9 protein-coding genes are annotated in these 13,457 nt (G+C 35.8%); 2 read left to right on the forward strand and 7 right to left on the reverse strand.

Translation table 11 applies throughout. The annotated features are described in order from the left end of the window. Window positions 1-8: 8 nt before the first annotated feature. Complete coding sequence (locus KO524_RS02380; RefSeq protein ID WP_219289232.1) at window positions 9-1,193, forward strand: LETM1-related biofilm-associated protein; 1,185 nt, start codon at window positions 9-11, stop codon at window positions 1,191-1,193. Window positions 1,194-1,195: 2 nt separating this feature from the next. On the opposite strand, the gene can is transcribed toward KO524_RS02380, so the two are convergent. Next, on the reverse strand, window positions 1,196-1,843 hold the full coding sequence (can, locus tag KO524_RS02385) for a carbonate dehydratase (protein WP_219289235.1): 648 nt from the start codon (window positions 1,841-1,843) through the stop codon (window positions 1,196-1,198). 16 nt (window positions 1,844-1,859) lie between these two features. Beyond that, a complete protein-coding gene (locus tag KO524_RS02390) occupies window positions 1,860-2,498 on the reverse strand; it encodes a carbonic anhydrase family protein (protein WP_219289239.1) in 639 nt (212 codons plus the stop codon). Between the two features lie 391 nt (window positions 2,499-2,889). Here KO524_RS02390 and metK point away from each other — a divergent pair, with 391 nt between their 5' ends. Then, on the forward strand, window positions 2,890-4,173 hold the full coding sequence (gene metK / locus KO524_RS02395; RefSeq protein WP_219289242.1) for a methionine adenosyltransferase: 1,284 nt from the start codon (window positions 2,890-2,892) through the stop codon (window positions 4,171-4,173). Between the two features lie 305 nt (window positions 4,174-4,478). On the opposite strand, the gene KO524_RS02400 is transcribed toward metK, so the two are convergent. The 5 genes from KO524_RS02400 to KO524_RS02420 form a co-directional block, all read right to left on the reverse strand. Then, window positions 4,479-5,876 (reverse strand): hemolysin family protein, encoded by a 1,398-nt coding sequence (locus KO524_RS02400; RefSeq protein ID WP_219289245.1) that lies wholly within the window; start codon window positions 5,874-5,876, stop codon window positions 4,479-4,481. Window positions 5,877-6,243: 367 nt separating this feature from the next. Further along, complete coding sequence (gene secDF, locus KO524_RS02405) at window positions 6,244-9,219, reverse strand: protein translocase subunit SecDF (protein ID WP_219289263.1); 2,976 nt, start codon at window positions 9,217-9,219, stop codon at window positions 6,244-6,246. A 140-nt stretch (window positions 9,220-9,359) separates the two neighbouring features. Then, complete coding sequence (locus KO524_RS02410; RefSeq protein WP_219289265.1) at window positions 9,360-10,295, reverse strand: malate dehydrogenase; 936 nt, start codon at window positions 10,293-10,295, stop codon at window positions 9,360-9,362. 85 nt (window positions 10,296-10,380) lie between these two features. After that, the gene (gene gyrB, locus KO524_RS02415; RefSeq protein WP_219289278.1) at window positions 10,381-12,321 is read right to left on the reverse strand and encodes a DNA topoisomerase (ATP-hydrolyzing) subunit B; all 1,941 of its coding nucleotides are present in this window, start codon (window positions 12,319-12,321) and stop codon (window positions 10,381-10,383) included. 549 nt (window positions 12,322-12,870) lie between these two features. Then, window positions 12,871-13,320 (reverse strand): GreA/GreB family elongation factor, encoded by a 450-nt coding sequence (locus KO524_RS02420; protein WP_219289281.1) that lies wholly within the window; start codon window positions 13,318-13,320, stop codon window positions 12,871-12,873. Window positions 13,321-13,457: the final 137 nt, after the last annotated feature.

The following is a 13,457-nucleotide window of genomic DNA, read 5'->3' on the forward strand; positions in this document are numbered from 1 at the left end:
CCAAAACTATGAATCCTTCAACATCTGGCTGGATTAAGAAGTATTTTGAAAAGAATCACGACTATCATATATTTCGAGATTCCAACTTAGAAAAGGTTTACCGCAAAGCGCGTGAGATAGGCTTTTCATACGGCTATATCGACACGGACATCTTTGGAAACTCAGCACTTAACCTCGCTCTAACACAAGAGGAGCTTTCGAAAATTTGTATGTTGCAAATGCTGGAAAAAGTTTATTATTACCGTAGAAAGATATACAACCACCACAAGTTTATCGAAGAAGTTCTCGACTTCTATCAGTTGTTAACACCCTATAAAAAAGGATATATAGAGCGTGTTTTTGGGCGCCAAAATAATTACGACCGTCTGGAGAAGGTTTTTAAATACCGATGGAGCGTACATCTCTTTTCGCCAGTAAAAAACCATGGATTTATATTAAACAATATCTTGTTATTAGCCGACTTATTGGCTTTCGACCGGTATTTAATCAGTCGAGAAAATCCCAAAACATTTTCGAATAACTTTATTGAACTATTGATCAATATTGTCTTGGAGATAAAGAGTCAGAAAGTCAATAAAAATGAAAATGATGTTTTATTAATCAAATATTTACAGAAAACATTAACTACTACAAAAACGCCCCATGCAGAAAAGGCCAATTTGAGCGTAGAAAAAATCATGCATTTTGGAGAAATGGATAAAAAATTCCTAGCAGATTTTATAACTATAAACAGCTGGGACAACGATGCCAAAGTAATCAAAGAGTTGCAATTAGACTTTTTGGACTTATATCATCTTAAATTAAAATCCACTTATTTCATCAAAAGTCAAAAACACTTTTATGCCTTTTTAGAAAAACACCAATTCAATTATTACTTCTTTAAATCATCTAATCTCTTTAACAACCTCGTTCAAACGACCAGTAGCAATGTTGAACTGATTTTAATAAGAAACAAAAAAAGACTGATTAAAGAAATCTATAAAAACGGTCATTTGATGAATTTATTATTGGAATCCACTAAAAGAGAATTAAATACTCAAGAGAAAAAAATGGTCAAAAAGCAGTTATTAGAAGTCTGTAAAACCATTCCGTCTTTGACCATATTTTTACTACCGGGCGGTAGTTTGGTATTGCCTATCATATTGAAATTCATACCGCAATTGTTGCCCTCATCCTTTAATGAAAACCTATAAATTTAATTATTGAATTTCAATTGATACACTTCATCCAAATCGTGATTACTGGTTAGATTTACTTCTAAATCGGTCACATAACCTGAATTTAAACCGTATGCCCATCCGTGTATACTGAGTTCTTGTCCGCTTTTCCAAGCTGCCTGAACTATAGAGGTTTTCCCTAAATCAAACACTTGTTCTTTAACGTTTAACTCCACAAAGCGATTGAAACGTTCCGTTTCATCAACAATAGCATCCAATTCTCTATTGTGTAAGCGGTAAACCGTTTTAATATGTCTGATCCAATTATCAATGATACCTACAGAATCATTTTTCATAGCCGCTTGTACACCACCACAACCATAATGACCACAAACAATAATATTTTTTACTTTTAATATATTTACAGCATAATCCAAAACACTCAACATATTCATATCGGAGTGGATAACCATATTGGCAATATTTCTATGTACAAAAACATCTCCGGGTTCGGCACCAATAATCTCATTTGCTGGCACCCTACTATCTGAACAGCCGATCCACAATATAGGCGGGGTTTGCTTTTCTGATAATCTCTTAAAATAGTTGGGATTGATGGCTAATTTTTGTTCTACCCATTCCCTATTATTTTCTAAAATCTTCTTATATAAATCGGTATGTTCCAAAATCTCTTATTTTAAATTATAATGTAAAAAGCTCCTTAACAAAGTCCACTTCACCTGTTTCTACTTTATAAAAAGCACCCACCAAGCCTATCTCACCTTGTTCAAACATCTCTTTTAGAACCGTACTGCGTTCTAATATATGGTCTAAGGTAAATATAACATTTTCAAACGAAACTTGATCGATGGTTGATTGATCCTTTAAATCCGCAGTGGGATGGTCGTGAATCACGGTATCTATTGATGTTTGAACTTTGGATAATAAAGCCGTTAAATGCCCCAACTCAGTACCGTGACAGGCACCTTTAATGGCCCCACAATTTGAATGTCCCAAGACCACGATCAACTTAGATCCGGCCAATTTACACGCAAACTCCATAGAACCAATGATGTCGTCATTTAAAACATTACCCGCAATTCTAGTACTAAATATATCTCCCAATCCTTGATCAAAAATCAATTCAGCAGATGTCCTACTATCGATACAACTTAAAATAATGGCGAATGGAAATTGGTTTGCCTTCGTCTCGTTGACTTGTTCTAACAAATTGCTATGCGCCTTTAAATTTTCTACAAAACGTTGATTGCCTTCTTTTAAAAAACTCAATGCCAATGCCGGAGTTAATGAGGCTTGGTCTTTAGAACTGTGTAATCGCATATTCAAGGAATTTGGAGAGTTAAAACAAATCTAACTACACCATATTTGTGAGGGCAAATTTATAAAAAAAAAGCTTAGAAGCACTTTTTAATGATTTTAATTGGTGGTTCTATGTCGTTTTGTGGATTGGTGGATACTTGGATTGGTGGTGAGTCTACAGAAAATTGTAATAGGCCATGAATCTCGAACGTCAAATCACTTCGACTTCCCCCCAAGCGTTAACGATACCATAAATTCGCAGCAACTAGCTCTAAAATCAAAATTTGTTTACTAAATTTGCATCACATTGGGAGGAAAAATTTGAACTGATTGCAACCTCGGTAAAAAAATGCTAAAGCAGAAAATCTACTTTAGCCATTTTTCTCTATTAATTTTAAAAAAATTAAACGTTATGGCTTATTACTTTACGTCAGAATCTGTTAGTGAAGGACATCCTGACAAAATCGCAGATCAAATTTCTGACGCTTTAATCGACAACTTTTTAGCTTTTGACCCTGAATCCAAGGTAGCCTGTGAAACATTAGTTACGACAGGACAGGTAATTTTGGCTGGAGAAGTTAAATCAAAAGTATATTTAGACGTTCAAAACATCGCTAGAGAGGTAATCAAGAAAATTGGTTATACCAAAAGCGAATATATGTTTGATGCGAATTCTTGTGGAATCCTATCGGCTATACACGAACAGTCTGACGATATCAATCAAGGCGTAGATCGCGCCTCTAAAGAAGAACAAGGCGCTGGAGACCAAGGTATGATGTTTGGTTATGCCACTAACGAAACGGAAGACTTAATGCCTTTAGCACTTGATTTATCACATAAAATTTTACAAGAACTAGCTGCTGTGCGAAGAGAAGCTACGGATATCGCCTATTTAAGACCCGATGCTAAAAGTCAGGTAACTCTGGAATACAATGACGACAATACGCCTTCTCGAGTAGTTACCATCGTTATTTCAACGCAACACGACGACTTTATCAAGCCGGAAAACGACAGTAAGGAAGCTAAAATACAAGCAGAATCAATCATGCAACAACGCATTGAATCTGACCTGAAAAATATTTTAATTCCTAGATTACTTGCCAAACACCCACAATATTTGCATTTGTTTAAAGATGTGGAATATTTAATCAATCCAACAGGTGTTTTCGTTATCGGAGGTCCTCACGGAGATACTGGTTTAACTGGTAGAAAAATTATTGTGGACACTTATGGTGGTAAAGGAGCTCACGGCGGTGGTGCTTTTTCTGGAAAAGACCCAAGTAAAGTAGACCGTAGTGCTGCTTATGCCACAAGACATATTGCAAAAAACTTAGTTGCTGCTGGTGTAGCAGACGAAGTACTCGTTCAAGTGTCTTATGCTATTGGCGTTGCTCGTCCTATGGGAATCTACATCAGTACGTATGGAACTTCAAAACTAGCCATAAACGACGGTGCTATAGCGGAGAAAATTTCAGAACTTTTTGACTTACGCCCTTACTTTATTGAAAAGAACTTAAAACTAAGAAACCCTATATATAGCGAAACTGCTGCTTACGGTCATATGGGAAGAAAACCACAGACGGTAACCAAAACTTTTAAAAGCCCAAGCGGGGAGATAAAAGAATTGGAAGTAGAATTGTTTACCTGGGAGAAATTAGACCGTGTAGATGATATTAAAAAAGCTTTTGGTTTATAAGTAAATCAAAGGGTAAAAAAAAAGAGTCAACCTGTTCGGGTTGACTCTTTTTTTATAATCTATTTTTTCTTAAACCAAAGGATTTACCCAAAGGGCGTCCCGTTGCCACAAACCAAATTCCCTACAACTTACAAGCCTCAGTTGTCCAAATAATAGATTATAAAAAAAATGGACGCTCTTTTTTAAAGATAGCCCATTTTTACTATTAATTATATTGATATTTTTTTTGCGCTTTAAAAGAAACTTCAACCTATAAGTACGAAGCTTATAGGAAAAGAAACCTTAGCTATCGCGAAAGGTAAAAACTACTCCTCTTCTACCACATCCGTGTTTTCCAAGTCTAAATGCAGCGACAATTGTACTTTTTCAACCGAGTTACGGTACATTTTTAAAATGGTTCCACTATAGCACTCTAAGTCAATCGAATCGTTTTCCTTTAATTCCGTATCATAATAAACCTGTGCTATCAATCCGGCAAGGGTATCATAATGTTCTCCTTCTTCAAACTTATAAGGCAACATACGGTTAATATCAGAAAGATTATAGTGTGCATTTACATTATAAACCCCTTCCGAAACACGAGTAACAATAGGTTCTTCATTGTCGTATTCATCTTGAATTTCTCCAACTAACTCTTCCAAAATGTCTTCCATACTGATGATACCGGAAAATTCTCCAACCTCATTCGTAACCACAGCCATTTGAATGTGTTTTTTCTGAAACTGCTTTAAAACGTTTTTAATCAAAGCGCCCTCAGAGATAAAAATAGGTTGACGCAATAAAGATGCTATTTCGGTATCTTCTGGTGTACTCAACAATTTTTTAATTAAATCCTTTGTATAAACAATACCCTTGATGTTGTCCAAGGAATCCTCGTAAACCGGGTAACGCGAATATCCTTCATTGATAGCGTAATCAATAGCCTCTTTTACAGAAGTTTTAATTTCTATTGCTGAAACATTTTTACGCAAAGTCTGTATATTTAATACGCGTCGATCATCAAAATCAAAAACATTTTGAATCAAAAGGCGTTCTGTTTCTTCGATAGCTCCACCCTCTTGACTTTGAGTGATAATCATTTTTAATTCCTCCTCAGAGTGTATATCACTACCGTGGATGGGTTTAATACCAATCATTCTCAAAATAGCATTTGCCAAACCATTCATCAACCAAATTACCGGTCTAAAAACGAAATAAAATATCTTTAAAGGCCAAGCCAATGCAAAAGTTGTTTTGGCTGGAAAATGAATAGCAATAGACTTCGGTGCTAACTCACCAAAGACAATATGCAATATGGTAATAATAAGGAAAGCTATTGGAAATGAAACACTTCTAGCAATTTCTGCCCATTCCTCCCCTTCTAGTCCGAACAGTCCGAAAGCACTCATAATTACAGGTGTAAGAGAGCTTTCTCCTACCCATCCTAAACCTAGAGATGCTAAGGTAATTCCCAACTGTGTAGCTGCTAAATAAGCATCGAGGTTATCGACTATGCCTTTGGCTACTTCTGCAACTCTGGCATTGATGTCTTGATTCGCTTGAATCTGTGAAGAACGAACTTTAACAATAGCAAACTCTGCTGCTACGAAAAAACCATTTAAAAATACTAGAAAAAGCGTCAACAGTAACTTAGCTGCTGAAATCTCTTCGGTGACATTGCCCGCTACAAGGAACAATGTCATAATCTGGGGGTATGTGTCCATTTTATGAATTTAAAGGAACAGACTTCGCTTTTACGTTTTTATAAGTCTGCAAATTTATTATACTAAAATATGAATTTATATTCAATTCTGAGCATCAATAAATTTAAGTAAAAGTACTAAATTTTTGCTCTCATTTACACGAACTGAACATTAATATTTTTTTTGAATCAATACGATACAAACAGCGCTAAAAAACATCCTTACTGATTACTACCTACTACCATTTGCACTACAACTGATGTTACTCACCCACGCTACTTTTACTAAATTAAAAAAAGCGATTGATATATACAATGATTTAACACAGTTTAAAACAAAAAGGGCATCTAAACTGAATTAGATGCCCTTTTTTAATTATCATTTAGTACTAAGCTTGTACCTCTTCTAAACTTTCTCTATGTAATCTTTCAATTTCTTCTTTATCTTTCTTAGGCATAGTATCTACTAATACTGGAGTTGCTAAGAATAATGAAGAATATGTACCTACAATAATACCTACCAACATGGCGAAGATAAATCCTCTAATAGAATCTCCTCCAAAGATAAACATGATAAATAATACCATGATCAATGTTAAAGAGGTATTGATTGTTCTAGATAAAGTAGTGTTTACGGAGTCGTTTACAATTTGGTTAAAATCACCTTTTGTTTTTCCACCGATAAACTCCCTTACCCTATCAAATACAATTACCGTATCGTTCATCGAATATCCAATTACAGTAAGAATTGCAGCGATAAAATGCTGGTCAATTTCCATATGGAATGGCATGAATTTGTAAAGTAAAGAGTACATACCCAATACAAATATTATATCGTGAGCTACAGAAACAATAGCACCCAAAGAATACTGCCATTTACGGAATGAAATCAATAGGTATAAGAACACAACTACCATCGAACCAATTACAGCCCAATAAGCGTTTGTTTTCACATCCTTAGCCATGCTTGGACCTATTTTAGATGCTTGAATAATACCAACCGATTTTCCTTCTGTTGCATTGACAAACTCTTCATAAGTTATTCCATTGAAATACTTTTTCAATCCGTTGTAAAGTTTTTCATTTACTTCTTGATCTACTTGAGCACCTTCATCTTCTACTCTATATTTGGTAGTAATTTTCAACTGGCTTTTGTTTCCAAAAACTTTAGCTTCTACGTTTACACCAAAAACTTCCCCCAACTCTTCAGAAACCTGACTGGCCTCTACTGGTTTTTCAAATTTCACTTGGAATGTTCTACCTCCTACGAAGTCGGTACCTTGATCAAAACCATTGATAAAGAATGAAGCAAAACTCACTATAACAATTACAGCAGAAATACCGTAAGTATATTTTTTAATTCCCAAGAAATCAAAATGGAAATTGGTAAACCAATTTTTAGTAATTGACGTACAGAAATTTAATTTTCTACCTTTTTCAGCATCTTTATCCATAAACATTCTCGCGATGAAAATAGATGTAAACAAAGAAGTTACAATACCGATTAACAAAGTAGTAGCAAAACCTTTAATCGGTCCTGATCCAAATACAAATAAGATAAGACCTGTAAGTATGTGGGTTACGTTGGCATCAATAATAGAACGCATCGCACCAGTCCAGCTATAAGATTCTTTAATAGACTCTACCAACGACTTGCCTTGACGCAGTCCCTCTTTAGCTCTTTCAAATATAATGATATTCGCATCTACCGCAGTACCCATTGTTAAAACAATACCTGCAATACCAGGCAAAGTCAATACAGCACCTAAACTAGAAAGAATTCCAAATAAAAACAATAAGTTTAAAATCAAAGCAAGGTTAGCATACCATCCGGCTTTACCATAATAGAATACCATCCACATCGTCACCATCAACAATCCGAAAATAGACGACATCATACCTGCATCAATAGCTGCTTGACCTAAAGATGGCCCAACAATTTCAGATTGAACGATATCTGCAGAAGCCGGTAATTTACCCGCTCTTAAGATATTCGCTAAATCTTTAGTATCTGAAACACTAAAGTCACCTGTAATAACAGAACTTCCTCCAGAAATAGCCCCAGTAGTTACTCCTGGCGCAGAATACACTTGATTATCCAATACAATAGCAATATTCGATTGCTCTGTAAAAGCTTTACCAGTTAATGCTTCCCATGCTTTTGCTCCTTTAGGGCTCATTTGCATAGAAACCGATGGACGTCCAAATTGGTCAAATTCATCTTTAGCAGAAGTAATCACACTTCCACTCAATGGAGGAATACCGTCTCTATTAGTTTTAAGTGCATAAAGCTCTACTAAATCCGGAGTTTTTCTGCTTGGTTTTCCCCAAGCAAAACGAGCATAACGTTGGTCAGCAGTTAAAAGAGAACGGATATCCGAACGCTTTAAATACGCATTAATTTTAACGGTGTCTTTAGTCTGGAAAAAACCTAAAATCGGGCTTCCAGCTTGACTTCCCATTACCATATAATCCAATAATGGATTTACTTCTTTTTTAGCTGTAGAATCCTTAGAAACTCCAGTTAACAATTTATCGATGTCCGAACCTTCCGTTTTTGTAGAATCTTTCACTACAGCCGGAGTTTCGACTTTTGATTTTTCTGTTGTTTTTAAAACTTCGTTAGCCGCCATTAAGAAGCTACCCATTTCATCAACCTTATAGGTTTCCCAAAATTCTAATTGGGCAGTACTTTGCAATAGATTCTTGATTCTATCCACATCTTTAGCACCCGGAAGCTCTACTAAGATTCTTCCTGTCTCTCCCATCATCTGAATGTTTGGTTGAGCAACACCAAATTTGTCTATACGTTCTCTAAAAACTCTATATGCACTTTCAATAGATTCTTTAACCTTTCTGTCTAGTACTGATTTTACTTGACTATCGGTCATGTCAATTGTAATTTCAGCTAAATTACGATTGGCAAAGATCTCTGGTGAAGACAATTTTACCGCACCTTTAGACTCTTTGTCAAAAGCGGTGTAAAAAGCATTTAAATAAGTTTGGTTACCTTCTCTATTTAAATCAGCTTCGGTTAAAGCTTTATTAAACACAGCATTTTTTGAATGATTTGCCAATCCTTTCAAGATGTCTTTGATAGAGATTTGAAGTGTCACATTGATACCCCCTTCTAAATCGAGACCTTTATTGATTTGTTTGGCTCTCACTTCATTAAAAGTATGTCCTAAGAAGACCTTATCGTTACCGATTGAATCGAGATATTGCATTTCCTTTTCTGAATCTCCTCCAGCAAAATTCTTTGCTTTTTTCTCAAAATGACCAGTAACAAATGTGAATGAAAGTTGGTAAATACTTACCAATGCAAATATTATTGCAAAAAATTTAACGAGTCCTTTATTCTGCATTATTACTAAAATTAATTATTTCTAATTTTTAAAAACGAGCAAATATATGATATACACAATGGATAAGCAATTTATTTCTCATTAATATCCAAAAAAAAACCACCCTTTAGGGCAGTTTTTTATCTAAAATAAAGTTATTATTATTCTAAAATATTTCTTAAATCCAAATTCATCGTTCTAATTGCTTCAGCACTTTTATCAAACTTATCCTGTTCGGGCTTATTTAGTTGCAATTCTACAATCTCTTCTATTCCATTTTTCCCAATGATACAAGGAACTCCAAGACAAATATCACTTTGTCCATACTCGCCCTCTAACCAAACAGAACACGGAATCATGCGCTTGCGATCATGCAAAATACTGTCAACCAAAAAAGCAACAGACGCTCCTGGTGCATACCAAGCAGAAGTACCTAACAAACCAGTTAGTGTTGCTCCCCCTACCATAGTATCTGCAGCTACAGCATTCAAAATGTCGTCAGACAGAAAATCACTCACCGGATTACCCACGTAAGAGGCTAATCTGGTCAACGGAATCATGGTGGTATCACCATGTCCTCCAATAACCATTCCCTGTACATCACCAATCGGTTTATCCAATGCTTTCGACAAGAAATACTTAAATCGTGAACTATCTAAAGCTCCACCCATACCGATTACCTTGTTTGCAGGTAATTTCGTGGCTTTTAAAGCCAAATAAGTCATGGTATCCATAGGATTAGAAACCACAACTAAAACAGCCTTAGGCGAATGTTTAAGCAGGTTTTCTGAAACGCTTTTTACAATATCTGCATTGATACCTATTAATTCTTCACGGGTCATACCCGGTTTACGCGGAACTCCAGATGTAATAACAACTACATCGCTGTTTGCTGTTTTTGAATAATCATCCGTTACTCCAATCACACGAGTACTAAAACCCGTCGTTGCAGCACACTGCATGATATCCATTGCTTTTCCTTCTGCCAAACCTGGTTTTCTATCCAACAAAACTACTTCGCTAGCAATTTCTCTGTACGAAATGATATCGGCACATGATGCACCTACATTTCCAGCTCCAATTATTGTTACTTTCATAAATATTATTTTTGGTTTTAATCTACTGTCCAAGATAGTGAATTAAAATTAAAAAAGGCCAATCTTATAGAGATTGGCCTTTTTTTTATGCATCAATTTTAGCGTACATCGCATTCTTCTCGATGAACTCTCGTCGAGGCGGAACCTCGTCTCCCATTAACATCGAAAATACACGGTCTGCTTCTGTTAAACTATCTATAGTTACCTTTCTCATGGTTCGGTGTTCTGGATTCATGGTAGTGTCCCATAACTGCTCTGCATTCATCTCCCCAAGACCTTTATATCTTTGGATAGCAAATCCAGATCCCATTTTTTCCGAAATCTCATTACGCTCCGTATCTGTCCAAGCATATTCTTTACGCTGGCCTTTTTTAACCAAATACAAAGGCGGTGTAGCAATATAAACGTGCCCATTTTCGATCAAACTTCTCATATATCTAAAGAAGAAAGTCAAAATCAAAGTGGCGATGTGGCTACCATCCACATCGGCATCACACATAATCACTACTTTGTGATAACGCAATTTTTCTAAGTTCAAGGCTTTACTATCTTCTTCTGTACCAATAGTAACTCCAAGAGCTGTAAATATATTTTTTATCTCTTCGTTTTCAAAAACCTTGTGAATCATCGCTTTTTCTACGTTCAAAATCTTACCTCTTAAAGGCAAAATCGCTTGGAAATTACGATCACGTCCTTGTTTAGCAGTTCCACCCGCCGAGTCTCCCTCGACTAAGAATACCTCACATTTAGTTGGATCCTGCTCCGAACAATCCGACAATTTCCCTGGCAAACCGCCACCGGTCATTACGGTTTTACGCTGAACCATCTCTCTTGCCTTTTTAGCAGCATGACGCGCTTGTGCAGCTAGAATAACTTTTTGCACAATAATTTTAGCATCGTTTGGATTTTCTTCCAAATAATTCTCTAACATTTCTGCTACAGCTTGACTCACCGGAGATACTACCTCACGGTTACCCAATTTGGTTTTGGTTTGCCCCTCAAACTGAGGCTCCATAACCTTTACTGAAATAATAGCCGTTAATCCCTCTCTAAAGTCATCACCGGTAATTTCAAATTTCAACTTATCAAGCAATCCCGAAGCATCGGCATATTTCTTTAAAGTTCTAGTCAATCCACTACGGAAACCTTGCAAATGCGTACCTCCTTCGTGTGTATTGATATTATTTACATAAGAAAAAATATTTTCTGAATAGGTATCGTTGTAAATCAACGCTACTTCCACAGGTACATCTCCTTTATCGGTTTCCATACTGATGACATCACCAATAATAGGCACACGATTCCCATCTAAAAATCGAATAAATTCTTTTAATCCCTCTTTAGAATGAAAGGTTTCTCCTACAAAGTTTCCTTCTTTATCCGTTTCTCTTTTATCCAACAAAGTAATAGTCAAACCTTTGTTCAAGAACGACAATTCTCTTAAACGACCCGCAAGCGTATCATAAGAGAATTCTAAGGTTTGAGTAAAGATAGTACTGTCTGGTCTAAACGTAACCATGGTACCGTTTTTATCAGACTCACCTACTTGTTTAACAGGATATAAAGGTTTACCCTTGGAATATTCTTGTTCGTATATATTACCATTTCTAAAAACCGTTGCTTGTAAATGTTCCGATAGCGCATTTACACAGGAAACCCCCACACCGTGAAGTCCTCCCGAAACCTTATAAGAATCTTTGTCAAACTTTCCACCTGCACCAATCTTAGTCATAACCACCTCTAAAGCGGAAACACCCTCTTTTTTGTGCATATCAACGGGAATACCACGACCGTTATCTTCAACGGTTACGGAATTATCTTCGTTAATAATAACATGGATTAAATCACAATGTCCGGCCAAAGCCTCATCAATTGAGTTATCTACAACTTCATAAACCAAATGGTGTAATCCACGCGGTCCAACATCACCAATATACATGGATGGGCGCATTCTTACGTGCTCCATTCCTTCCAGTGCTTGAATACTGTCTGCAGAATAACTATTCTTATTTATTTCTTCGCTCATAATCAATATTCTAAAAATCGTATTTTTATGTGTAACGAGCAAATATACACTATTTTCAGCATTTTATCACCAAAATCACGCGCTAAATTTAAACATTAATCGGAATTGTTTTTCATTTTCACAAACTAATTTGCGACTACATCAAAGTGGATATAAGCAAAAGCGCCTAGTCTTCTAAGAGAACTAGACACTTTCAAATTTTAATTCTTATTTAAAATATTTGCACAACACAACCAGACGAACCCAGCTCAAAACAAACCTCTGAAATACAATTATTTAAAAACAAAAGTACTTCAAAACCAACGGCTAAGTTTAGCAGATTCAACCGCTTCGCAATTATTAACCTAAAAACACAAAACACTCCAAATGTGAATTATAATTTGATTACATAAATGCTAAAATTTACAGATACTTTAACTTTTACAAAAAGTGGTGATTTGCCCTTTTTCGATTCAAAATACCGGCCTCCACTATTTGGTTTTAGCGCGGGAATTAGAACGTGATTATACACTTATCCCGTTTAACTAAAAACAGCAGAGAACAGGCTATTTATTCCAAATGGTTGATTAAAAAATCTGAGCCGTTAAAAACGATGGTATCATTTAACCTCTTGCCCATTAAGGCTTGTGCCAAAGGAGCATCTGTTGAAATACACAATATAGACATATCATCTATAACCAATTTAGGCAACGCTGCAGAGATAAAAAGATAGATGGAATTGATTCTTAAAAAACTACCCAATCCAACTGTATCAGAAGACCGCGAACCATCAATTTTAGAGATAGCCTCCCTAGTTTCAATAGCTTCCTTAACCTTTTGACTTAATTTCTCTTGCTCCAAATGCATCATTGACAAACCGGTTTCGTGTTTGTCACCTGCAGAACTTTTAGCATCATTCTGAGCATCTAATGACATTTGGGAAATCATTTCTTGAAAGGCATCGATCTTATCGGTGATGATTTCAAGATGCGTTTGGAGGAGTTTCTCTTTAATATTCATTTTGTTTGATTTTAACAAGACTCGATTGACGAACCTATTTTTTATTTTTATGTTGCTTTTTGTTGCTGAATTATAATTCTACAAGTCCTACTAAAGCACAGCGTTTATAGTCGTTTTCAACAAACACCTAAAACAAC

Source organism: Flavobacterium sp. NKUCC04_CG (assembly GCF_019345525.1).
Classification (GTDB): Bacteria; Bacteroidota; Bacteroidia; order Flavobacteriales; family Flavobacteriaceae; genus Flavobacterium.

Bases quoted from the DNA above. Each gene is read 5' to 3' on its own strand.
- KO524_RS02420 (WP_219289281.1), bottom strand. From the start codon at position 13,320: ATGAATATTAAAGAGAAACTCCTCCAAACGCATCTTGAAATCATCACC.
- metK (WP_219289242.1), top strand. From the start codon at position 2,890: ATGGCTTATTACTTTACGTCAGAATCTGTTAGTGAAGGACATCCTGAC.
- secDF (WP_219289263.1), bottom strand. From the start codon at position 9,219: ATGCAGAATAAAGGACTCGTTAAATTTTTTGCAATAATATTTGCATTG.
- KO524_RS02400 (WP_219289245.1), bottom strand. From the start codon at position 5,876: ATGGACACATACCCCCAGATTATGACATTGTTCCTTGTAGCGGGCAAT.
- KO524_RS02390 (WP_219289239.1), bottom strand. From the start codon at position 2,498: ATGCGATTACACAGTTCTAAAGACCAAGCCTCATTAACTCCGGCATTG.
- KO524_RS02380 (WP_219289232.1), top strand. From the start codon at position 9: ATGAATCCTTCAACATCTGGCTGGATTAAGAAGTATTTTGAAAAGAAT.
- gyrB (WP_219289278.1), bottom strand. From the start codon at position 12,321: ATGAGCGAAGAAATAAATAAGAATAGTTATTCTGCAGACAGTATTCAA.
- KO524_RS02410 (WP_219289265.1), bottom strand. From the start codon at position 10,295: ATGAAAGTAACAATAATTGGAGCTGGAAATGTAGGTGCATCATGTGCC.